The 22,713-nt window shown below is 74.5% G+C and carries 22 protein-coding genes; 21 read left to right on the forward strand and 1 reads right to left on the reverse strand.

The features are described from left to right. The first annotated feature begins 6 nt into the window (after window positions 1–6). The 9 genes from KPL57_RS41725 to KPL57_RS41765 are packed head-to-tail and all read left to right on the forward strand — an operon-like array spanning window position 7 to window position 9,542. Window positions 7–1,485, forward strand: a complete 1,479-nt coding sequence (locus tag KPL57_RS41725; protein WP_226355921.1) for an aldehyde dehydrogenase — start codon at window positions 7–9, stop codon at window positions 1,483–1,485. Window position 1,486: 1 nt separating this feature from the next. Next, window positions 1,487–2,434 carry a TIGR03560 family F420-dependent LLM class oxidoreductase gene (locus tag KPL57_RS41730; RefSeq protein ID WP_226356693.1) on the forward strand — a complete coding sequence of 316 codons (948 nt, stop codon included), beginning with the start codon at window positions 1,487–1,489 and terminating at the stop codon, window positions 2,432–2,434. A 47-nt stretch (window positions 2,435–2,481) separates the two neighbouring features. Beyond that, window positions 2,482–3,606 carry an NDMA-dependent alcohol dehydrogenase gene (locus KPL57_RS41735; protein WP_226356694.1) on the forward strand — a complete coding sequence of 375 codons (1,125 nt, stop codon included), beginning with the start codon at window positions 2,482–2,484 and terminating at the stop codon, window positions 3,604–3,606. Window positions 3,607–3,632: 26 nt separating this feature from the next. After that, window positions 3,633–4,931, forward strand: a complete 1,299-nt coding sequence (locus tag KPL57_RS41740) for a phenylacetate--CoA ligase family protein (protein ID WP_226355922.1) — start codon at window positions 3,633–3,635, stop codon at window positions 4,929–4,931. Between the two features lie 18 nt (window positions 4,932–4,949). Beyond that, complete coding sequence (locus KPL57_RS41745) at window positions 4,950–5,510, forward strand: UGSC family (seleno)protein (RefSeq protein WP_226355923.1); 561 nt, start codon at window positions 4,950–4,952, stop codon at window positions 5,508–5,510. After that, window positions 5,507–6,559, forward strand: coding sequence for a hypothetical protein (locus tag KPL57_RS41750; protein WP_226355924.1), 1,053 nt, complete (start codon window positions 5,507–5,509; stop codon window positions 6,557–6,559). The genes KPL57_RS41745 and KPL57_RS41750 overlap by 4 nt, the downstream gene beginning before the upstream one ends. Next, window positions 6,556–7,422, forward strand: coding sequence for an SDR family NAD(P)-dependent oxidoreductase (locus tag KPL57_RS41755; RefSeq protein WP_226355925.1), 867 nt, complete (start codon window positions 6,556–6,558; stop codon window positions 7,420–7,422). Before KPL57_RS41750 ends, KPL57_RS41755 begins: the two co-directional genes overlap by 4 nt. Continuing rightward, a complete protein-coding gene (locus tag KPL57_RS41760; protein WP_226355926.1) occupies window positions 7,419–8,528 on the forward strand; it encodes a zinc-binding dehydrogenase in 1,110 nt (369 codons plus the stop codon). Before KPL57_RS41755 ends, KPL57_RS41760 begins: the two co-directional genes overlap by 4 nt. A 9-nt stretch (window positions 8,529–8,537) precedes the next feature. Beyond that, window positions 8,538–9,542 (forward strand): amidohydrolase family protein, encoded by a 1,005-nt coding sequence (locus KPL57_RS41765; RefSeq protein WP_226355927.1) that lies wholly within the window; start codon window positions 8,538–8,540, stop codon window positions 9,540–9,542. 65 nt (window positions 9,543–9,607) lie between these two features. Here KPL57_RS41765 and KPL57_RS41770 read toward each other — a convergent pair whose 3' ends face one another. After that, complete coding sequence (locus KPL57_RS41770; RefSeq protein WP_226356695.1) at window positions 9,608–10,336, reverse strand: IclR family transcriptional regulator; 729 nt, start codon at window positions 10,334–10,336, stop codon at window positions 9,608–9,610. A gap of 468 nt (window positions 10,337–10,804) precedes the next feature. On the opposite strand from KPL57_RS41770, the gene KPL57_RS41775 reads away from it, so the two are divergent. The 12 genes from KPL57_RS41775 to KPL57_RS41830 all read left to right on the forward strand — a co-directional run bounded on the left by KPL57_RS41775 (window position 10,805) and on the right by KPL57_RS41830 (window position 22,686). Further along, window positions 10,805–12,421 (forward strand): ABC transporter substrate-binding protein, encoded by a 1,617-nt coding sequence (locus tag KPL57_RS41775; RefSeq protein ID WP_226355928.1) that lies wholly within the window; start codon window positions 10,805–10,807, stop codon window positions 12,419–12,421. Then, entirely contained in the window at window positions 12,418–13,434 is a 1,017-nt protein-coding gene (locus KPL57_RS41780) for an ABC transporter permease (protein ID WP_226355929.1), read from the forward strand. The genes KPL57_RS41775 and KPL57_RS41780 overlap by 4 nt, the downstream gene beginning before the upstream one ends. Next, the gene (locus KPL57_RS41785) at window positions 13,421–14,287 is read left to right on the forward strand and encodes an ABC transporter permease (protein WP_062401343.1); all 867 of its coding nucleotides are present in this window, start codon (window positions 13,421–13,423) and stop codon (window positions 14,285–14,287) included. The genes KPL57_RS41780 and KPL57_RS41785 overlap by 14 nt, the downstream gene beginning before the upstream one ends. Further along, the gene (locus tag KPL57_RS41790; protein WP_226355930.1) at window positions 14,284–15,327 is read left to right on the forward strand and encodes an ABC transporter ATP-binding protein; all 1,044 of its coding nucleotides are present in this window, start codon (window positions 14,284–14,286) and stop codon (window positions 15,325–15,327) included. The genes KPL57_RS41785 and KPL57_RS41790 overlap by 4 nt, the downstream gene beginning before the upstream one ends. Next, window positions 15,324–16,379 (forward strand): ABC transporter ATP-binding protein, encoded by a 1,056-nt coding sequence (locus KPL57_RS41795; protein ID WP_226355931.1) that lies wholly within the window; start codon window positions 15,324–15,326, stop codon window positions 16,377–16,379. The genes KPL57_RS41790 and KPL57_RS41795 overlap by 4 nt, the downstream gene beginning before the upstream one ends. Then, the gene (locus tag KPL57_RS41800) at window positions 16,376–16,621 is read left to right on the forward strand and encodes a hypothetical protein (protein ID WP_179760620.1); all 246 of its coding nucleotides are present in this window, start codon (window positions 16,376–16,378) and stop codon (window positions 16,619–16,621) included. The genes KPL57_RS41795 and KPL57_RS41800 overlap by 4 nt, the downstream gene beginning before the upstream one ends. Before the next feature lie 15 nt (window positions 16,622–16,636). After that, window positions 16,637–18,148 (forward strand): sensor histidine kinase, encoded by a 1,512-nt coding sequence (locus KPL57_RS41805; protein WP_226355932.1) that lies wholly within the window; start codon window positions 16,637–16,639, stop codon window positions 18,146–18,148. Window position 18,149: 1 nt separating this feature from the next. Next, entirely contained in the window at window positions 18,150–19,100 is a 951-nt protein-coding gene (locus KPL57_RS41810) for a LysR family transcriptional regulator (protein ID WP_226355933.1), read from the forward strand. 70 nt (window positions 19,101–19,170) lie between these two features. After that, a complete protein-coding gene (locus tag KPL57_RS41815; RefSeq protein WP_226355934.1) occupies window positions 19,171–19,665 on the forward strand; it encodes a Rieske (2Fe-2S) protein in 495 nt (164 codons plus the stop codon). Continuing rightward, window positions 19,662–20,765 (forward strand): amidohydrolase family protein, encoded by a 1,104-nt coding sequence (locus tag KPL57_RS41820; protein WP_226355935.1) that lies wholly within the window; start codon window positions 19,662–19,664, stop codon window positions 20,763–20,765. Before KPL57_RS41815 ends, KPL57_RS41820 begins: the two co-directional genes overlap by 4 nt. Further along, a complete protein-coding gene (locus KPL57_RS41825; RefSeq protein ID WP_226355936.1) occupies window positions 20,762–21,799 on the forward strand; it encodes an amidohydrolase family protein in 1,038 nt (345 codons plus the stop codon). The genes KPL57_RS41820 and KPL57_RS41825 overlap by 4 nt, the downstream gene beginning before the upstream one ends. Next, window positions 21,796–22,686, forward strand: coding sequence for an alpha/beta fold hydrolase (locus KPL57_RS41830; protein ID WP_226355937.1), 891 nt, complete (start codon window positions 21,796–21,798; stop codon window positions 22,684–22,686). Before KPL57_RS41825 ends, KPL57_RS41830 begins: the two co-directional genes overlap by 4 nt. Window positions 22,687–22,713 lie beyond the last annotated feature (27 nt).

The raw sequence follows: 22,713 nt of genomic DNA on the forward strand, positions 1-22,713 counted from the left end.
GTGACCATGACGACCGACACGACAACCGGCACGGACGCCGGTACCGGCACCGCACCGCCCGCCGGGGCCACCCACCTGATCGGCGACGCCTGGGTGCCCGCCGCCGACGGCCGCACGATCGACGTGCTCGACCCCGCCACCGGCGAGGTCGTCGGCCGGGTGCCGCGCGGCACCGCCGCCGACGTCGACGCCGCCGTCGCGGCCGCCCGGGAGGCGTTCCCGGCCTGGCGCGACACCAGTGCCACCGAGCGCGGGCGGCTGCTGCTGCGCTGGGCCGAGCTGGTCGAGCGGCACGCCGACGAGCTGGACCGGCTGGAGTCCCGCGAGGTGGGGCGGCCGCACTGGGGCCCGCCGCCGATGGCCCGGATGCTCACCTTCCTGGCCGGGCAGGCCGACAAGGTGCAGGGGCTCTCGCTGCCCACGCACACCTCGGACGTCCTGGGGCTCACCCTGCGCGAGCCCTACGGCGTCGTCGCCTCGATCATCCCGTGGAACGCCCCGGGCCCGATGTTCGCCAACGACACCGGCGCCGCGATCGCCGCGGGCAACACCGTCGTCGTCAAACCGGCCGAGGACGCCCCGCTGACCCCGCTCGCACTGGCCCGGCTCGCCCGCGAGGCGGGGATCCCGCCGGGGGTGGTCAACGTCGTCACCGGCTACGGCCACGAGGCCGGCGCCGCGCTGCCCGCGCACCCCGACGTCGCCCGGGTCGGGTTCACCGGCTCCCCGGAGACCGGGTCCGCGGTGATGGCGACCTGCGCACGCCGGCTGGTCCCGCTGCACCTGGAGCTGGGCGGCAAGTCCCCGCAGGTGGTGTTCCCCGACGCCGACCTGGACCGGGCGATCCCGGCGATCGTCGCGGGCATCACGCTCAACACCGGACAGATCTGCGCCGCCGGGTCCCGGGTCGTGGTGGACCGGTCGATCCGCGCCGAGGTGGTGGAACGGCTCGCCGCCGAGATGGCGGCGGTCACCGTCGGCCCCTGGCACGAACGCGCCCGGATGGGCCCGCTGATCAACGCCCGGCAGCGGGACCGGGTGCTCGGCTACGTCCGCACCGGACGCGAGGAGGGCGCCCGGCTGGTCACCGGCGGCGGCACACCGACCGGGAACGGCCTGGACCGCGGGTTCTTCGTCGAACCGACGCTGTTCGACGACGTCGATCCCGGCATGACGATCGCCCGCGAGGAGATCTTCGGCCCGGTCCTGTCGGTGCTCGCGGTGGACGACGAGGCGCAGGCCCTCGCCGTCGCGAACGGCACCGACTACGGGCTGGTCGCGTCGGTCTGGACCCGCGACGTCGGCCGCGCCGTGCGGATGTCGCGCGGGCTGGCCGCCGGGCAGGTCGCGGTCAACGCCGCCCTCGGAGCCGGGGTGATCGGCGGGCCGTTCGGCGGGTACCGGCGCAGCGGCTTCGGCCGCACCATGGGCGCCGACGCCGTGCTGGAGCACACGCAGGTGAAGACGGTGTCGATCCGTGGGTGACGTGCGGATGCGGGTGCTGATGGAACCCCGCCACGGCGCCCGCTACGACGAGATCCTCGCGCTGGCCCGGGCGACCGAGGCTGCCGGGTTCGACGCGTTCTTCCGCTCCGACCATCTGATGGGCGTCGACCCGCACGACCGCACCTACCGCCCCACCGACTGCTGGACGACGCTCGGCGGGCTGGCCCGCGAGACCCGCCGGGTCCGGCTCGGCGCCCTGGTCGGCGCCGCCACGTTCCGCGAGGCCGGCCTGCTCGCGACGATCGTCGCCTCCGTCGACGAGATGAGCGGCGGCCGGGTCGAGCTGGGACTGGGCACCGGCTGGTACGAGCGCGAGCACGCCGCGTTCGGGATCCCGTTCCCGCCGACCCGCGACCGGTTCGACCGGCTGGAGGAGCAGCTGACGGTCGTCACCGGCCTGTGGCGGGCCGCCCGGGACGGCACGTCGTTCTCGCACGAGGGCAGCCACCACCGGATCGCGGACAACCACACCCCGCCGCAGCCGGCACAGGACCCGTACCCACCGGTGATCGTCGGCGGGTCCGGTCCGCGGCGCACCCCGGCGATCGCCGCCCGCTTCGCCGACGAGTTCAACGGTGCCCTCGGCGGCGACCTGGCCGAGCGCTACGCAGTGTTCGACCGCGCGTGCGAGGCGATTGGCCGGGACCCGGCGACCGCACGCCGCTCCGCGGTACTGCCGGTGGCCTGCGGCGCCGACCCGGCGCAGGTCGCCCGCCGCGGCGCGGTCATCGGGTCCGACCTCATGCGCGACAACGCCGCCATCGGGTCTCCGGAGCAGGTCACCGACCGGATCGGACGGCTGGCGCAGGCCGGCGCGGACACCGTCTACCTGCACGTCTACGACATCGCCGATCTCGACCACATCGCCCTGATCGGGGCGGAGGTGCTGCCGCACGTCGCGGCGCGACCGGAGGGGGCCCTGCAGTGAGCACAGCAGAGACGACGGCCGGACCGTCCACCACGGACTCCGGTGTCATCACCACCCGGGCGGCGGTGGCCCGCGGCCCGCACACCGGCTGGGAGCTGACCGACCTGCGGCTCGAACCGCCCCGCGCGCACGAGGTGCGGGTCCGGTTCCACGCCGCCGGCCTCTGCCACTCCGACGACCACATCACCGCGGGCGACGCGCCCGTGCGGTTCCCGGTCGTCGGTGGCCACGAGGGCGCCGGGATCGTCGAGTCGGTCGGCCCGGACGTGCGCCGGGTCCGCCCCGGCGACCGGATCGTCTGCTCCTACATCCCCGCCTGCGGTGCCTGCCGTCCCTGCTCGACCGGGCACCAGAACATGTGCGTGAAGGGCCTCAACGCCGGCACCGGGATGTTCCTCGACGGGTCGTTCCGGTTCCACGAGGGCACCGGCGACGACCGCGTGGACTTCGGCGGCTTCTGCACGCTCGGCACGTTCTCGCAGTACGCGGTGGTGTCGGAGTGGGCGTGCGTCCCGCTGCCCGAGGACATCCCGTTCGAGATCGGCGCGCTGGTCGGCTGCGGCGTCCCCACCGGCTGGGGCTCCGCGGTGTACGCCGCCGGCGTCCGGGCGGGGGAGACCGTGGTGATCTACGGCGCGGGCGGGGTCGGCTCGAACGCCGTGCAGGGCGCTCGCTACGCCGGCGCGAAGAACGTGGTCGTCGTCGATCCGGTCACGTTCAAGCGTGAGTCCGCCGAGATGTTCGGGGCGACGCACACCTTCGCCGACGCGGCGAGCGCGCACGAGTTCGTCGTCGAGACCACCTGGGGCCAGCTCGCCGACCACGCGATCTGCACCCCGGGCGTGCTCACCCCGGAGATCGTGAACGACGCCGTCGCGGTCGTCGGCAAGGGCGGCAGGGTCACCCTGACCGCGGTCGGGCGGCTCGGCGAGAACACCGTCGACGTGCACGCCGGGATGATGATCAGCTACCAGCGCCAGATCCGTGGCGCTCTGTTCGGCGGCTGCAACCCGCTGTACGACATCCCCCGCCTGCTCGGCCTCTACCGGGCCGGCGACCTCAAGCTCGACGAGCTGATCACCCGCCGGTACCGGCTGGACGAGATCGACCGGGGCTACGCCGACATGACCGCCGGCCGCACCATCCGCGGCGTGATCGTCCACGACGTCTGACGCCCGCCGCGATCCGAGGAGCCACCGTGTCCCCTGCACCCGTGCCCGGGTTCGTCGCGTCCGCCGACGCCGAGGCCGTCACCGACCTGTTGCGGGCCCAGCTCGAGGGCCTGCCCGCCCGCTCACCGTTCTACGCCGACCTGTTCGCCGAGCACGGGATCGACGCGTCGGCGTTCGGCTCGCTCGCCGACCTGGCCCGGTTCCCCTTCACCGGCAAGCAGATGCTGCGCGACTCCCAGGCCGCGCAGCCGCCGCTGGGCCGGCACGCCGGCGTCGCGATGTCGGAGGTCGTGCGGGTGCACGCCTCCACCGGCACGACCGGACGCCCCAGCTGGGTCGGGGTGACCCGGCGCGACGCGGGCGCCTGGACCGAGCTGGTCGCACGGGCGTTCCGCACCATGGGGGCCACCCGCGACGACGTCGTCCTGCACGGCGCCGGGCTCACCCTGTTCGTCGGCGGCCTCCCGATCCGCGACGCGCTGGAACGCATCGGCAGCACGATGGTCCCGATCGGGACCGGGGCGTCGGAGAAGGCGGTGCTGGCGCTGGAGTCGCTCGGAGTCACGGCGCTGCACTCGACGCCGTCCTACGCCCGCTACCTGGCCGAGTACCTGAGGGCGGCCGGCCGCGACCCGCGCGAGTTCGGGCTGCGGAAGATCTTCGTCGGAGGCGAGCCCGGCGGCGGGGAACCCGCGTTCCGCAGGCAGGTCGAGCAGGAGTGGGGCGCCCCGGTCACCGAGGGTCTCGGCAACGCCGACATGGCCCCGGTGCTGTTCGCCGAGCAGCCCGGCAGCGGTGGGATGCGCTTCACCGGCGGCCGGCACGTGGTCGCCGAGCTGATCGACCCGGAGTCCGGCGAGCCGGTGGGCGCCGAACCCGGCGCCCAGGGCGAGCTCGTCTACACCTCGGTGGACCGCGAGTGCTGCCCGCTCGTGCGCTTCCGCACCCGGGACCGGGTGGTCGTCACCGGCCGGGCGGCCGACGACGCCCCGCTGATCCGCTGCATCGGCCGGACCGACGACATGCTGATCGTGCTCGGCGTCAACGTCTTCCCGTCCGCGGTGCGCGACCTCGTCGTCGCGCTGCACCCGCGCACCACCGGCGCCGTGCAGATCGTGCTGCCCGAGCACGGCCCGCGGGTCGACCCGCCGCTGCGGGTCGAGGCCGAGTGGGGCGACGCGGCCGGGGACACCGAGCAGCTCGGCCGGGAGATCGAGACCGCGATCCGGACCCGGCTGTCGGTCAGGGCCACGGTGACGCTGGTGCCGCCCGGCTCGCTGGAACGCGCCGAGATGAAGTCCCGGCTGACCCGGCTCACGGGCTGAGCGGGAAGGAAACGAGACGTGTCCGAGAAGCCCAACCCCATACTCGATCCGACCGGCCGGGGCGCCGATCCCTCCCCGGAGCCCGGGGCGGCATTGCTCGCACCGCGCCGCCCGGACCTGACCGGCCTCCGGATCGGGGTCCTGGAGAACACCAAGAAGAACGCCGACCTGCTGCTCAGCGAACTGGCCCGGCTGCTCGTCGACGAGCACGGCGCCGCCGGGGTCACGGTGGCCCGCACGAAACGGCAGTTCGCCGTCCCCGCGCCCGACGAGCTGATCGAGGAGTACGCCCGCGGCTGCGACGTCGTCGTCACCGGGGTCGGTGACTGCGGATCGTGCAGCGCCTCCGCCGTCGCCGACGGGGTGCTGTTCGAACAGGCGGGGGTGCCCGCCGCGGTGATCTGCAGCGACGCGTTCGCCGCCACCGCCGACACGATGGCCGCGCTGCGCGGCGCCACCGGCTACCGCTACCTGACCACCCCGCACCCGGTCGCGATCCTCGAACCGGACCAGGTCCGGGACCGTGCCGCGCGGCTCGCCGGCGACGTCGCCGCTCTGCTCACCGGGGCGCAGCGGTGACCGCCGGGACCGACCCGGACCCGGATCTCGCCGCCGCCGCGGTCGAGCACTGCTTCGAGCAGGGCTGGACCGACGGGCTGCCGGTGGTGCCCGCGTCGCGCGCGCTGGTCGACCGCTTCCTCGCCACCACCGATCTGGCCCCGGAGACCGAGATCGGCAGGCTGCCGCAGCTGGACCGGGCGGTCACCGTCGAGCTGGCCGCGATCAACGCGGTGATGGCGGGCTGCCGCCCGGAGTACTTCCCCGTCGTGCTCGCGGCCTGGGCCGCACTGACCGCGGAACGTGCCACCGGCGGCGGGGGCTGGCAGTCGACCAGCGGCCCGGCACCGCTGATCGTGGTCAACGGCCCGGTCCGCGACGCGCTCGGGTTCAACTCCACCGGCGGCGTGTTCGGGCCGGGGTTCCGGCCGAACGCCACCGTCGCCCGGTCGATCGGGCTGATCGTGCGCAACGTCTACGGCGTGCACCCGCACGCCCTGGAGCAGGCCACCCAGGGGCTGCCCGGGCGCTGGCAGATCTGCATCGCCGAGAACGAGGAGGAGAGCCCCTGGGAGCCGCTGTCGGTCGAGGCCGGCGTCGCGCCGGGGGAGTCCGCCGTGTCCGCGACACTGCTGCGGACCTGCGAGTACGTCGACAACCGGCACACCGGCTCGGCCGAGCAGCTGCTCGCCGACGTCGCCGACACGCTCTCTCGCACCGGGGCCTGGATCTTCCGGCACGCGAGCGCCGGGGTCGTGTTCTGTCCCGAGCACGCCCAGCAGCTCGCCGCCGCCGGGTTCGGCCGTGCCGAGGTGCGGGCCTGGCTGGCGCAGCGGTGCGGCCGCAGCGTCACCGACCTCGCCCGGGCCGGGAAGGACGGCCTGGACGGCCAGGTCCGGTTCGCCGACGGCACCCGCGGCGACGGCTTCGACCCGCTGCTCGCCGGCTCCGGCCGGGAGAACCTGCTGCTGGCCGTCGCCGGGGCCCGCAACGCCGGCATCTCGATGGTGGTGCGGCTGTTCTCCGACTGGTCGGGCACCTCGGTCCCGGTGGCGGGGGTGACCCGGTGAGCGCCCGGGTCGCACTGGTCACCGGCTGCGGCAAGCCGGACGGCGCCGGCCAGGGGATCGCCCGCCGGCTCGCCGCGGCCGGGTACGCCGTCGTCGTCACCGACCGGGCGCCCGGCGGCGTGCCCAACGCCCGGCAGGCGGCGCAGACCGGGACCGGGACGCACGACGGGCTCACGACGCTGACCGCGGAGCTCACCGGCACCGGGGCCCGGGCCGTCGCCGTGCTCGGCGACATCGGCCGGCCCGAGGACGCCGCCCGCATGGTCGGCACCGCCGTCGAGGAGTTCGGCCGGCTCGACGTCCTGGTCAACAACGCCGCCGCACCACAGGGCGCCGACCGGGCCGACATCGGCGAGACCTCGCTGCAGGTGTGGCAGGAGCTGCTGCACACCAACCTGACCGGCACCTTCCTGATGTGCCGGGAGGCGGTGCCGGTGATGCGCGGGCAGCGCTACGGCCGCATCGTCAACATCTCCTCGATGGCCGGGCTGTCCGCGGCCCCGCGCTCGGCCGCCTACTCGGCGTCCAAGGCCGGGGTGGTCGGGCTGACCCGCGCGCTCGCGATGGACGTCGCCGGGTGGGGGATCACGGTCAACGCGATCTGTCCCGGCCTGCTCGCCACCAGCCGGGCGGTGCTCGATCCGACGCTGGACGACGAGGCCGCCGTCGCGGCGGTCGCCGCCCGCGGGCGGTCCATCGCGGTCGGGCGGGCCGGACGGCCCGACGACGTCGCCGCGGCGGTCGCCTACCTCGCCGCCGAGGACGCCGGCTACGTCACCGCCCAGACCCTCGTCCTCGACGGCGGCGGGCTCAGCCCGTTCCCGCTGCCCCGACCCGCCGACCACGCAGGAGACACACCATGAGCGACCAGGTACGCGCGGCCGTCCAGACCGCACCCGGGACGATCGAGCTGCGCGAGTTCCCGCGCCCCGCGATCGGTGCCGACGACGGGCTGCTGCGGGTCGAGGCGAACGGGATCTGCGGCAGCGACGTCGAGATGTTCCGCGGCCACATGCGGATGGGCTCGGGCAAGCCGGTGATCCCCGGGCACGAGCCGCTCGGGATCGTCGAGGAGGTCGGCGAGCGCGCGGCCGCCCGGTGGGGCGTCGAGCCGGGTGACCGGGTCGCCCTCGAGGTCATCGTGCCGTGCCGGGCCTGCCACGACTGCCTCACCGGCCGCTACCAGTCCTGCCGCCACCGCGGGAACGCACACGGCGTGACCGGGACCGACGTCGCGCCGTCTCTCTGGGGCGGCATGGCCGAGCACCTCTACCTGGCCCCGAACGCGGTGCTGCACAAGGTCGACCGGGACCTGCCCGCCGAGCTGGCGGTGATGTTCAACCCGCTCGGCGCCGGCGTCCGGTGGGCGGTGCACCTGGGCGGCGTCGGGCTCGGCGACACCGTGCTGGTGCTGGGTGCGGGCCAGCGCGGGATCGCCTCGGTGATCGCCGCCCGTGCGGCCGGGGCCGGGACGATCGTCGTCACCGGACTGGAGTCCGACGTGCACAAGCTGGAGCTGGCCAGGGAGTTCGGCGCCGACCACACCGTCGTCGTCGACGGGGAGGGCGCCGAGGACCCGGTCGAGACGGTGCTCGACCTGACCGGCGGGGCCGGGGCCGACGTCGTCCTGGAGCTGACCCCGATGGCCGCCGCCCCGCTCACCCAGGCACTGCGCGCCGCGAAGCACGGCGGCACCGTCGTGCTCGCCGGGCTCAAGGGCGGCCGGGAGAACCCGCTGAACACCGACCTGATCATCAACCGGGCGCTGACCGTGCGCGGTGCCTTCGGCGTCGACGCCCGCGGCTACGCCGAGGCCATCGCGATCATCGAGTCCGGCCGCTTCCCGCTGGAGAAGCTGCACACCCACACCTTCGGGCTCGACGACACCGCGCTGGCACTGCGGACCCTCGGCGGGGACGAGCCCGGCGAGCGCGCGGTGCACGTGTCGGTCCATCCCCACCTGCGCTGAGGAGTCGCCGTGCTGATCGACGCACACGCCCACCTGCTGCCCCACGACTACCCCGGCGACGCCCCCGGGTGCTTCCCGCGGATGGAGGCGATCGACGGCACCGACGCCCGGCTGCTGGTGTTCGGGTCGGTGCGGTTCACCGCGAAGGCCGCGTTCTTCGACGCCGAACGGCGGATCGAGGCCCAGGACGCGTCCGGTGTGGACGCCGAGGTGATCACCCCGATGCCGCCGCTGCTGCGCTACGACCTCCCGGTCGCCGACGGGCTGTCACTGGCCCGGCACGTCAACGAGTTCACCGCGACGCTGAGCGCGGCCGCCCCGGGCAGGCTCTACGGCTTCGGCATCGTCCCGATGCAGGACCCGGACACCGCGACCGCGGAGCTGAAGCAGATCCGCGACGCCGGCCTGCACGGTGTCGAGATCGCCTCCGGAGTGCTCGGCAGGCCGATCGGGGACGAGCGGTTCCGGCCGTTCTTCGCCGAGGCGGAACGGCTCGGGCTGCCGGTGTTCGTGCACGCGATGCCCGCCCCGACCGACCAGCTCCCGGCCTCGGCGATGGGCACCCACGTGGTCGGCCTGCAGGGCGCGACCGCCGCCGCGTCGATGGTCACCGGCGGGACCGCGGCCGGGTGCCCGGACCTGCGGCTGTCGTTCAGCCACGCGGCCGGCGGGTTCCCGCTCGTCCTGCCGCGGGCGCAGTACTTCTGGAGCGGCACCTGGAACGAGGAGCCCGCGGTGCCCGAGCGCGCGTTCGCGCACGACGACGGCCCGTCCCCGTCGGAGCTCGCCCGGCGCTTCTACTACGACACGATGGTCTTCGACCACCGCGCCCTGCGCTACCTCGTCGACCTGCTCGGCCACGACCGGCTGCTGGCGGGCTCGGACTTCCCGGCGATGCCGCGCGAGGAGCCCTGCGGCCGGACCCTGCGGTCGCTGGACCTGTCCGCGGCCGAGCTGGACGACATCCTGTGGCACAACACCTTCCGCTGGCTCGGGGTCGACCCACCGGTCTGACCCGGTATCGCCGCACGCTTGCTCCCCCGGGCCCGGTGCCCGGGGGAGCGGCGTGTGCCGGACGCTCAGAGGCCGGTGACCGGGCGTGGCCCCAGGGTCCGGGAGATCGCCCGGGACGCCTGCGTCAACACCCCCGCGAGCTCGCGGGTCCGCGCGTCGGTCGCCTCCACGACCACGCTGACGGCCGCGGCGACCCGTCCGCCGGCGTCGAGCACCGGCACCGCGACCACCATGTCGGGCACCGTGATCTGCCCGCGCGCCACCGCCACCCCGGTCTGCCGGATCGAGGCCAGGGTGCGGCGCAGCTCGTCCGGGTCGATCACCGTCAGCGGGCTGAAGCGTTCCAGCGGCGCGCTCAGCACCTGTTCCTGGAACTCCGGTTCGGCGTGCGCGAGCAGCACCAGCCCGGTGCCGGTGGCGTGCATCGGCCAGCGGTCCCCGACCCGGCTGTTCACCGGGTTGCGGACGCGGGCACGGATCGCCTCCACGTAGACCACGCCGGTGCCGTCCCGCACCCCCAGGTGGACGTTGCCGCGGGTGGCCCGGTGGAGGTCTTCGAGGTGCGGGTAGGCGGCCTCGCGCAGGCCGAGACCGCGCGGTGCCAGCGCCGACAGCTCCAGCAGCCGCAGCCCGACCGAGTAGCGGCCCTCGCCGTCGCGCTCCAGCGCACCCCAGGCCACGAGCTCGTGCACCAGCCGGTGCGCGGTCGACAGGCTCAGCCCGGCACGCCGCGCGATGTCGCTGAGCGTGAGCGACCGGTGCCGGGGTCCGAAGGCGTCGAGCACCGCCAGCATCCGGCCCGCGGCGGTGACCCGCCGGCCGGGATCCGGTTCGTGGGCCCACCCCGGGCCGCGCTCCGCCGTGACCGTCATCGACCGGCCCTCGTGCCCGTCGTACCGCAGGGTTCCACCACGCCCGACCCCCTTGTCCAGCGTCCACGTCGTGCGGCGGCCGGAGCCGGCGCCCGGCCAGTCTCCGCAGGTCACACGCTGCGTCACAAGGGCAGCACGGACGAACGGGTCGGATGGGACAGAGCTGCCTACGTCATTCGTCGTGGTCGGGCCGGGCGGGGCGCCAAGTTGTCTTCCGCCGGGCGGAAGCGCCCTCCACCGCGACCGTGGGGCTGTCCGACGCTGGTCGACATCACAGTGAGCCCGATCACGTTCCCGGCCGCCCCGACCGCCGGTCCCCGGGTCCCACCACCGACCGGACGCCCCGCCGCAGCGCGGGCCGGCCGGTCCCGAACCGAACGGGAGTGCCCCGTGAGACGACGGATGCACCTGCCGGCCCTGCTGCTGGCCACGGCCATGGTCGTGGCCGGTTGCGGAGGTGGGGCGACGACGAACGCGGGCGGCGCTCCCGCGGAGCCGACCGGTCCACCCCAGCGGGGCGGTGAGCTGACGGTGCTGGAGAACGCGTCGTTCGCCGGCGGCTGGCCGACCGGCCTGGATCCGGCGACCAACACCACCGGCGGGGCGAACGTGCCGCAGATGAGCGCGATCTACGGCGGGCTGTTCCGGCTCGTCGCCGACGACGACGGCAGCAACGCCCGGGTGGAGCCGCACCAGGCGGAGAGCAGCTCGGTCGAGAACGGGGGCCGGACGGTCCGGATCACCCTGCGTGAGGGGCTCCGGTTCACCGACGGCACGCCGTTCGACGCCGAGGCGGTCGCCGCCAACTTCCGCCGCGCCGTGGACTCGCCCTGCACCTGCTCGCCGAACTGGCCACTGGCCGACGGCGGGATCACCACGGACGGGCCGCTGACCGTCGTCCTGGAGTTCACCCGGCCCTACGCCGCGGTGATCAACGCGATGCCGGTGACGAACGTGAACTGGATCGCCTCGCCCTCCGCGCTCGCGACGAAGGGCGAGGACGCGTTCGCGATCGAGCCGGTCGGCGCCGGGCCCTTCACCGTGGTGTCGAACCAGCTCAGCTCCGAGCTGGTGCTGGAACGCAACCCGGACTACTTCAAGGAGGGTCTGCCCTACCTGGACCGGCTGACCTTCCAGTCGATCGGCGGCGACCAGCCCGCCTACCAGGCGCTGCTGGCGGGGCAGGCGCAGGCGTACGAGGGGCTGACCACGACGCCGCTGCTGGAGCAGGCGCAGTCCCAGGGGCGGCTCGCCGTGACCGTGCAGCCCGCGACGTCGCCCTACGTCGTCCAGCTCAACACCCGGGCCGCGCCGTTCGACGACCCGCGGGCCCGGGAGGCGATCTACGCCGCCACCGACTTCGACGCGATCGGGCAGGGCCTGTTCCGCGGCCTCTACCCGGTCAGCCAGAGCTTCACCGGTCCGGGCGGGCTGTTCCACACCGAGTCGACCCCCGGCTACACCGGCCACGACCCGGAGCGGGCGCGGCAGCTCGTCGCGGAGCTCGGCGGGCTGGAGGTCGACCTCGGGACACTCGGGTCCTACGTGGCCGAGCAGGTCATGACCGCGCTGCAGACGCAGTGGCAGGAGGCGGGAATCACCGTCCGGACCGAGACCTACGAGCTGTCCACACTGGTCCAGGAGTTCAACGGGGGCGGCTGGCAGGCGATGCTGCAGACCGCCGGCTCGTGGGACCCGGCCGCCGGGGTCGGCGTCAACTTCCGGTTCGACTCGGACAGCCCGTTCTCCGGGGTCGCCGACCCCGCGCTGGACGCACTGTTCGACCAGGCCGCCGCCTCGGTCGATCCCGCGCAGCGCCAGGAGCTCTACGACCGGGCGGGCGGCCTGATCGCCGAGAACCACTACGGCCCGTTCGGCCTCGCGTTCGCTCCGGCCAACCTCGCGGTCCCGGGGGTGTACGGACCGGGCCTGACCAGCCGGATCCCGCCGATCGTCGTCAACACCGGCGTGCACTGGGACGAGGTCTGGCGGGAGTCGCAGCAGTGACCGCGGGCGTACCGGTCCGCGACCGTTCCGCGCGCCTCGCGGCGCTGCGCGGGTCACCGGCGCTGCGGATGGTCGGCAAGCGGACGCTGGTGGCGGTCCCCATCGTGCTCGGGGCCAGCGTCCTGACCTTCTGGGTGCTCAGCCTGATCCCGGGCGGGGCGGCGCAGCAGCTGCTCGGACCGGAGGCGACCGCCGAGCAGATCGCCGCGCTGGAACAGCGGCTCGGGCTCGACCGGTCCGGGCCGGTGCGCTACCTGCAGTGGCTCGGCGGCGCCGTGACCGGTGACCTCGGCAACTCGGTGGTCAGCGGCCAGCCTGTCACCCCGGTGCTCGCGGAGCGACTGGCCGTCACCGGACAGCTGGTGGGGATGGCCTTCGTCCTGTCGCTCGGACTGGCGATCCCGGTCGCGCTGCTGGCGGCCTACCGGCCGAACCGCCTGTTCGACCGGCTCAGCATGCTCGTCAGCATCACCGGGCTGTCGGTGGCGAACTACGTGCTGGCCCTGCTGCTGGTGCTGCTGTTCGCGGTGCAGTTCTCGATCTTCCCGGCGATCGGCTTCGTACCGCTCTCGGAGAGCGTGACCGGCAACCTGCACTCGCTGGCGCTGCCCGCGGTGGCGATCGCGTTCCCGCTGTTCTGCTTCTACACCCGGTTCCTGCGCGGGGACCTGGTGGACCAGCTGCAGGGCGAGGACTACATCACCACGGCCCGGGCCAAGGGCGTCGGGCCGTGGCGGGTACTGGTGCGGCACGCGTTCCGGAACTCGTCGTTCGGGCTGATCACCGTGGTCGGGCTGAACCTGGGGACGCTGATCGGCGCGACCGTGATCATCGAGCAGATCTTCGCGCTGCCCGGCCTCGGGCAGCTGCTCCTGCAGGCGATCAACACCCGGGACTTCGTGGTGGTGCAGGCCTGCGTCGTCGTGTTCGCCGTGATCGCGGTGCTGGCCAACCTGCTCGCCGACCTGCTCTACGCCGTGCTCGACCCGAGGATCCGCTATGGCAGTCGCTGAGCCCGTCACCGCCGTCGTCCCCACCGCGCCGCCGGGCAGGCGCGGCCTGCTCCGGAGCCCGGCGGTCGTCCTGCCGGGCGGGCTGCTCGCCCTGATCACCGCGGCCTGCTTCGTCGGACCGGTGGTGCTGCCGCTGCCGCCGCCGGTCGGCGGGAGCGTGCTGTCGAGCTACCTCCCGGCGCTCTCACCGGGGCACCTGCTCGGCACCGACCCGAACGGCAACGACATCCTGTCCCGGGTGCTGCACGGCGGGCGCTCGTCGCTGATCGTCGCGGTGTCGGTGAACCTGCTCGGGCTGCTCGTGGGCGGCACCCTCGGCGCGGTGTCGGGCTTCCTCGGCGGGATCGTCGACACCGTCATCATGCGGGTGCTGGACGTGCTGATCGCGTTCCCGTCGCTGGTGCTGACCCTGGCGGTGGCTCAGAGCCTCGGCCCGAGCCGGACCAACACCGTCCTCGCGCTGGCGTTCTTCAGCGTGCCGGCGTTCGCCCGGATCGCCAGGGCCGCCACCCTGCGGCTGCGCGAGCAGCCGTTCATGGCCGCGGCCGAGCTGTGCGGGACGCCCGGCCACCGGACGCTGCTGCGCCACGTCGCGCCCAACATCGCACCCCAGCTGATCACCTTCGGGATGCTCGGCATGGGCATCGTGATGGTGATCGAGGGGGCGCTGTCGTTCCTCGGGCTCGGCATCCCGCCACCCGCCCCCAGCTGGGGAAACATGATCGCCCAGGGCCAGCAGAGCCTGTCCGCGACGCCGATGCTGGTCGTCTGGCCGTGCCTGGTGCTCTTCGTGACCGTCCTGACCTTCAACCTGCTCGGCGAGACCCTGCGCGCACGATGGAGCGGCCGATGACCATCTCCGGCACCGAGCCGGCCCGTACCGACCCGGCGCCGGTCGGAGATCCGCTGCTCGTGGTGCGGGACCTGCGGGTCCGGTTCACCCGCGAGGGCGTTCCCGTGCACGCGGTCAACGGGCTGTCCTACAGCGTCGCCCCCGGACGGACGCTGGCGGTGATCGGCGAGTCCGGGTCCGGCAAGAGCGTGAGCTCCCGGGCGCTGCTCGGGCTGCTGCCCGGCTCCGCCCGGGTCACCGGCTCGGCGACGTTCGACGGCACCGAGCTGATCGGCATGCCGGAGCGCCGGATGCGCAGGCGGCGCGGCTCGGACATCGCCATGGTCTTCCAGGACCCGGCCCGCTCGCTCAACCCGACGATGCGGATCGGCAACCAGATCACCGAGGCCGTCCGGGTGCACGCCGACGTCGACGCCCGGTCGGCGCGGGAGCGTGCCGTCGAGCTGCTCACGATGGTCCGGCTGCCGGCACCGGAGCGGCGCTTCTTCGAGTACCCGCACCAGCTCTCCGGAGGGATGCGGCAGCGGGTCATGATCGCGATCGCGCTGGCCGGGCAGCCCCGGCTGCTGATCGCCGACGAGGCGACGACCGCGCTCGACGTGACCACCCAGGCCCAGATCATGGAGCTGCTGGCCGAACTGCAGCAGCGGCTCGGCACCGCCGTCGTCATGATCAGCCACGACCTCGGGCTGGCCGCCAGCTACGCCGACGACGTGCTGGTCATGTACGCGGGCCGGGCCGTCGAGTACGCGCCCGCGCCGACCCTGTTCGGTGCCGTCCGGATGCCCTACACCGCGGCACTGCTCGGCGCGATCCCGCTGCTCGACCGGCCGTCGCACACCCTGCTGCCGGTGATCCCCGGCCAGCCGCCCGACCTGCGGGCGCTGCCCGAGGGCTGCCCGTTCCGCCCACGGTGCGCCTCGGCCGACGAGCAGTGCCTGACCGAGCCGCCACTGACCGAACACGAGCCCGGCCACCGCTGGGCCTGCTGGCATCCCGAACCCGGCCGGGGCACCGAACCCGAGGAGGACCGGCGATGACCGTCACCGACCACCGGGGGGCCGGGTCGCGGGCCGCTCCGGTCGCCCCGCTGCTGGCCGCCCGCGACGTCGTCCAGGAGTTCCCGGTCCGGGCCGCGGGCGGGGTGAAGGGCGGCGTGGTGCACGCCGTCTCGAACGTGTCGCTGGAGGTCCACCCGGGGGAGACGCTGGGGGTGGTCGGCGAGACCGGTTCCGGCAAGTCCACGCTGGCCCGGTCGCTGATCCAGGCGCCGCGGCCGCAGTCGGGCGAGATCGAGTTCCAGGGTGTCGACCTGATGGGTCTGCGGCGGCGCGACCTGGTGCGGGCCCGGCGGTCGCTGCAGATGGTCTACCAGGATCCGTTCGGCTCGCTGAACCCGCGCTGGCGGGTCGCCGAGCTGGTCGCCGAGCCGCTGGTCGGCTACCGGGAGGGCACCGCCGCCTCGCGTGCCCGCCGCGTCGACGAGCTGCTGGACATGGTCGGGCTGGACCCGTCGCTGTACGGGCGGCGGCGCCCGCACGAGCTGTCCGGCGGGCAGTGCCAGCGGGTCGCGATCGCCCGGGCGATCGCGCTGGACCCGGCGCTGCTCATCTGCGACGAGGCGGTGTCCTCGCTGGACGTGCTGATCCAGGCACAGGTGCTCAACCTGTTCGAACGCCTGCGCTCCGAGCTCGGCCTGTCCTACCTGTTCATCGCGCACGATCTCGCGCTGGTCAAACAGGTCAGCGACCGGGTCGCGGTGATGCACCTCGGGCAGCTCGCCGAGATCGGCCCCGCGACCGCGCTCTACCGCGCGCCCCGGCACCCCTACACCTCGGCGCTGCTCGACTCGATCCCCGGCCTGGACCCGGCGACCGGACGGGTGCGGCGGCCCACGGCGCCCCCCGGCGAGCCGCCGTCGCCGCTGGACCCGCCCAGCGGCTGCCGCTACCGCACCCGCTGCCCGCGCGCGCAGCAGCGCTGCGCCGAGGAGGAACCGGTGCTCGTCGAACTGGCGCCGGGGCACCGGGCCGCCTGCCACTTCCCGCTCGACCCACCCGGACGCACCGACGACGAAGGGACCCGCACATGACGATCGACCACGCCGCTCTGGACGGACTGCGCGCCGGTCTGGAGGCCGACGACTACGCGATGGAGGTGACCGAGTCCGGCGACCGGCTGCAGGTCCGGATCAGCGCCGGACCGGACGCCTGCGCGGACTGTCTCGTCCCGAAGGACATGATGCGAGCCGTGCTGCACTCGGCCCTGGGCGTCCCCGAGGAGCGGATCGAGATCGGCTACCCCGGCGAAACGCTCGAACCGGGCGGCGAGTGACCGCATGATGGTGCGGTGCACACCGATGTGACGACCGTTCCCGACCGGGACGAGCCGGGAGCGGCCGCGCTCGTCGCGGTGTGTGCGGACGGCCTGGTCCTGCTCGACGCCGACGGCCGGTTCCGTTCGCTGAACCCGGCCGCCCTCCGGCTGCTCGGCCGCCCGGCCGACGAGCTCGTGGGCGTCCTAGCGCCGTTCGTCCCCGGCCCGGTGGGCCCGTCCGGGACCCGGACGGTGCGCTGGACCGGGGCCGACGGGTCGGCCCGCGAGCTCCGCTACCGGGCCGCGCCGGACGGCACCGGCGGCCTGGCCGTGTGGTTCAGCGACGTCACCGACCGGCTGGCCCGGCAGGAGCGGCTGACCGCGATCGTCCGGGCCGCCGCTGGGGTCGCCGAGGCGGGGTCGCTGGCCGGCACGCTGGACGCCATCGCCCGCGAGATCATCGGCACCGCGCACATCGCGGCCGCCCAGATCCTGGCGGTCGACGACCCGGCGGCCGACCTGCAGGTGCTCGGGATGGCCGGGTTCGGCGCGGCACCCGACTTCGTCCGGCGGCTGCGGGCCTGCCGGGAGGGCGGCGCGGACATCCGGTTCCTGGAGGCGCACGCGCGGGGCGAGGCGGTCGTCGTCCCGCACCGCCGGGCGGCGATCATGGCGGACCCGGCGTGGGAGCCGCTGCACGAGATCATGGACCGGCCGGACTGGGACGGGTTCGTCGCGATGCCGATGGTCGTCCGTGGCACCACCGTCGGCGTGATCAACGCCTACTACGAGCCGGACGAGGCGCCGGACCCGTCGTCGCTGGCGTTCCTGGAGGCGATGGCCGCGCACGCCGCCGTCGCCGTGGACACCGCCCGGCTGGTGGCCCGTTCTCGATCCGACGCCCGCACGGCGGAGCGCCGCAGGCTGGCCCGGGACCTGCACGACTCGGTGGTGCAGCAGCTGTTCTCGATCCGCATGCAGGTCTCGGCACTGCAGGGCCGGCTGGACCGCTCCGACCCGGACCCGGCCCGCGTGCTGGGCGCGGCGACCGAGCTGTCCGCGATGTCCGCCGACGCACTGGACGACCTGCGGCTGCTGGTGCGCGAGATGCACCCGGCCGCGCCGCGTGGCGGTGACCTGGTGGAGGCGGTCCGCACGCACGCCTCCGAGGTGCAGTCCCGGACGGGCCTGCGGGTGGACGTCGTCGCCCCGGTGGACCCGCGGCTGGGCCCCGGGGTAACCGACGACCTCTACCGGACCGTCCGGGAGGCCCTGCACAACGCCGTCAAGCACGCCGGGGCGGACACGGTGCGGGTGCGGATCGAACGCAGCGACGGCGACCTGGTGGTCGAGGTCGCCGACGACGGGTCCGGGACCCGGCCCGCGGATCCGCCGGCCAGGGTGCCCGGCGGCCTGGGGCTGGTGTCGATGCGTGAGCGGGCCGAACGGTGGGGCGGTGCCTGCTCGGCGGGCCCGCGCCCGGACGGCGGTTGGACGGTCCGGACCGTGCTCCCGGTCTCGGGCCTGGACGAGCAGGAGACCTGAGGTGCCCCGTTCCGCCACGGCCGCGCTGGCCAACGTCGACCTGAACCTGCTGGTGATCCTGCGGGAGCTGCTGCGCGAGCAGAACGTCACCCGGGCGGCCGAGCGGGTCGGGGTGACCCAGCCCGCGGCGAGCGCCGCGCTCGCCCGGCTGCGCAGGCACTTCGACGACGACCTGCTCGAACGCACCCGCGGCCGCTACGTGCTGTCCCCGCTGGGCCGCCGGCTCGCCCTCCAGGTCGAGCCGCTCTGCCTCGGTCTGGAGCGGTTGTTCGCACCGGAGGAGCCGTTCCGGCCGGAGGTCTCCGAGCACGAGTTCACGGTGATGACCACCGACTACGTGCTGGCGGCGATGGGCGAGTCGCTGTCGCGCGTGGTGCACGAGGCCGCACCCGGCGTGCGGCTGCACATCCCGGTCGTGAAGGGCAGGCTGCCCGGCGACCTGCCGGAGACGCTGCGCACGCTGGACGGGATCATCTCCGCGCCGAAGGCCGAGTTCAAGGTCGACGAGCTGTGCGGCCAGGAGCTGTTCCGGGACCGCTGGGTGTGCGTCGTCGACGCGGAGAACCCGGTGCGGGACCGGATCGAGCTGGCCGACCTCGAACGTCTGCCGTGGGTGATCCCGAACCAGCCCGACCCGCAGTACCCGGCGAGCTCCCCGCTCGCGCCCCTGCTGGCGATGCTCGGCACCCGGCCGCGGGTGGCGGTGCGGGTCGACAGCTACGCGGCCACCCCGTGGTTCGTCGCCGGGACCGATCGGGTCGCGGTCATGCAGGGTCGGCTCGCCGCCGGTTTCGCCGACCGTCCCGACCTGCGGATCCTTCCCTGCCCGGGGGACCCGCCGCCGATCGTGGAGATCTTCTGGTGGCACCGGCTGCGCTCCGACGACGCCGCGCACACCTGGCTGCGCGCGATGCTGGACACCGCCTCGCGCTCGTTGCGCCCCGGCCCATAGACGCGGTGGATGACCCGCATCCGAACTTCCTCTTTCCGTCCGGGGTGACCTGCGACATAGCGTCGGGAGCATGCGGATCGTGGTGGCCCGGGTGGACGACTTCCCGCCCGGCGAACGAAGGATCGTGACCCGTGGACGGCGCTCCATCGGGGTCTTCCGGGTCGGTGACCGGTTCTACGCGCTCAACAACCACTGCCCCCACCTGGGCGGACCGTTGTGCCAGGGCCGTACGCAGGCGTGGGTCCGGTCGAGCACACCCGGACGGTACGAGCGCGACGACGAGCACGCCCTGATCGCCTGCCCCTGGCACGGCTGGGAGTACGACCTGGCCACCGGGCAGTCGTTCCTCGGCCCGGGGGAGCCGCCGGCCCGGAGCTACGAGGTGAGCGTCGAGCCCGCCGACGTGTCCACTGCGGATCCCGCGCCCGGGGAGCGTAGGCCCGGCCCGTTCGTCGCCGAGACCTTCGACGTGACGGTGGAGCGGTTCGGCTCGGGCGACCACGTCGTCGTCGACACCACGCCGCGGCCCGCCCGCACCGTTCCGAGCCAGGGGGAGAGCCCGTGACCACCGCACCCGAGGCGCCCGCGGCGCCGGCCCGCCGGCGTACCGGCTTCACGATCGTCGACACCGACATCCACCCGGCCTGCCCGCCCGCCGAGCTGATGCCGCGCCTGGACCCGGCCGCCCGGCGCCGCTACGAGCTGTTCGGCAGCCGTGTCCCCGCCCCGCCGGACGTCTACCCGCGGGTGCGCAACTCCGGCTACCGGCTGGACGCCTGGCCGGAGGGCGCCTTCCCGGGCAGCGACCTGCAGCTCGTCCGCGACCAGCTGCTCGACGAGTTCGACATCGACCACGGCGTGCTCATTCCGCTGCAGTCGCACAGCTGGGGTGCCGAGACCCCGGAGTTCGCGGCGTCGTTGTGCCGGGCGCTCAACGACTGGGTCGCCGAGTGCTGGCTCGACCGCGAGCCGCGGCTGCGGTCGTCGATCGCGGTGTCGCTGGAGTCCCCGGAGCTGGCCGCGGCGGAGATCCGCAGGCGCTCGGGCGACCCGCGGTTCTGCCAGGTGCTGCTGGCCACCGGCGGCGAGTCCGGGTTCGGCAGGCGCCGGTACTGGCCGATCTACGCGGCCGCCGCCGAGGCCGGGCTGCCGATCGCCGCGCACACCGGCGGGCTGGAGCAGCACCGCGGCGCCGGCTGGCCCTCGTTCTATCTCGAGGAGCACGTCTGGAACGGCAACATGATGGGCGCGCTGGTCACCAGCCTGCTCTGCGAGGGCGTGCTCACCGAGTTCCCCGAGCTGCAGGTGGTCTGTGTGGAGGGCGGGCTGGCCTGGGCGGCGCCGTTGATCTGGTCGCTGGACGACGGGTGGGCGGCGCTGCGGGAGGACGTCCCGCACCTGGACCGGCCGCCGTCGGAGATCCTGCGTGAGCACCTGTGGTTCACCACGCAGCCGATCGAGGAGCCGCGCGACCCGGCGGACCTGGCCACGGTGATCCGGCATCTCGGCCTGGGCGAGCGGATCATGTTCGCCTCGGACTACCCGCACTGGGACTTCGACTCGCCGACGGCGGCGCCGCGGCTGTTCCCGGCCGACCTGCGCGAGCCGATCATGGGGTCGAACGCCTGCCGGCTCTACGGCCTGCCCGAGCGGGTGGCGGCATGAGCGCCCCGGCGGTGGGGGTGGTGGTCGACACCGACGTCCACTGTGTCCCGTCGAGTCTGTCCGACGTGGTCGCGCACATGGACCCGTACTGGCGCGACTACACCACCGACGGCGGGGTGTCGCTGTCGCCGACCCAGGGCGGCGCCTACCCGCCCGGCATCGGCCCGGGTGGCCGGCCGCTGTCCGACGTCGGCGCGCTGGGGGAGCGCGTGCTCTCCCCGGACGGCACGGACCTCGCGATCCTGACCTGCACCAGCACCTTCCAGACCAACCGCAACCCGTACTACGAGGCGGCGCTCTGCCGGGCGCTCAACGACTGGCTCCTGGAGCGGTGGCAGGCCCACGACCCGCGGCTGCGGGTGGCGATGGTCGTGCCGACCCTCGACGTCGACGCCGCGGTCGCCGAGATCCACCGGATCGGCGACCGGCCAGAGGTCGTCACCGCACTGCTGCCGGTCCGCAACGACACCCGCTGGGGCAACATCGGGAACCGGCCGGTGCTGCGTGCCGCCGCGGAGCACGGTCTCGTCGTCACCCTGCACGCGTGGGGGCGTGCAGGGCAGGCGCCGACGTCGAGCGGGATGACCCACAGCTACCTGGAGGACTACCTGGCCAACGGGCACGTCGTCGCGCAGGGGCAGCTGGTGAGCCTGGTGACCGAGGGCGTGTTCGCCGAGCTCCCCGGACTCCGGGTGACGGTCGCCGAGTGCGGCTCGACCTGGCTGCCGACGCTGCTGTGGCGGTTCGACAAGGACTGGAAGGGCGTCTGGCGCGAGGTGCCCTGGGTGGACCGGCCGCCGTCGGAGATCGTCCGTGAGCACGTCCGGTTCACCACGGCGCCGATCCACCTGCCGTCCGACCCGGTGCAGGCCCGGGAGGCGGTCGACCTGCTCGGCCCGGAGCTGCTGATGCACGCCGGGGACCACCCGCACGACCACGGTCCCGGTGCCGACCGGCTCGCGGCCGTGCTGGACGGCGACGAGCTGGCCGCGGTGCGCGGCGGGACGGCCGCCGAGTGGTACCGGCTCGGGTGAGCGGGATCGGGCTGCCGGGGAGCCCGCAGGACGTCCCGACGCCGTCCGGGGGGACCGTGCGGGTCCGGCAGGCGGGGGAGGGCCCGCCGGTGCTGCTGCTGCACGGGTGGCCGCAGACGTCGGTCATGTGGCACCGGGTGGCCCCCGGCCTGCTCGACGGCCGCACCGTGGTGCTGGCGGACCTGCCCGGCTACGGCGACAGCGCGCTCCCGGCGGGCGCCGCCGTCGCGGCGTCGGGCAAGCGGACGATGGCCGCCGACCTGGTGGCGGTGATGGCCGCGCTCGGGCACGAGCGGTTCGCCGTCGTCGGGCACGACCGGGGTGCCCGCTGCGCGTACCGGATGGCGCTGGACCATCCCGGCGCGGTGAGCGCGCTGGCGGTGCTGGACATCCTCCCGACGGCCGACGTGCTGGCCCGCGCCGACGCCGGGTTCGCCCGGGGGGCGTTCCACTGGTTCCTGCTGTCGCAGCCGGCGGACCTGGCGGAGCGGCTGGTGGCCGCGGAGCCCGACGCGATCCTCGGACGGGGTCTGGCGGAGGTCTGCGACCCGGCGGCGCTCGCCGCGTACGCGTCGGCGTGGGCGCGCCCGGAGGTGGTGCACGGGATGTGCCAGGACTACCGGGCCGGGTTCGACGTCGACGCCGCCGACGACGAGGCCGACCGCGGCCGGCGCACGATCACCGCGCCGACACTCGTCCTGTGGGGGCGCCGCGGTCCGCTCGGGCGGGCACCGGCGGTGCTGGACGACTGGCGGGTCTGGGCCCCGGCCGCGACCGGGCGGGCACTGGACGCCGGGCACCTGCTCGCCGAGGAGGCACCCGACGAGGTACGGGCGGAGCTGGCCGCCTTCCTCCCCACGACCAGCCGGTATCGACTCCATCGATGAACAACCGGGGGGAACCCGGGACCGCCA

The organism is Pseudonocardia sp. ICBG601 (genome assembly GCF_020496245.1).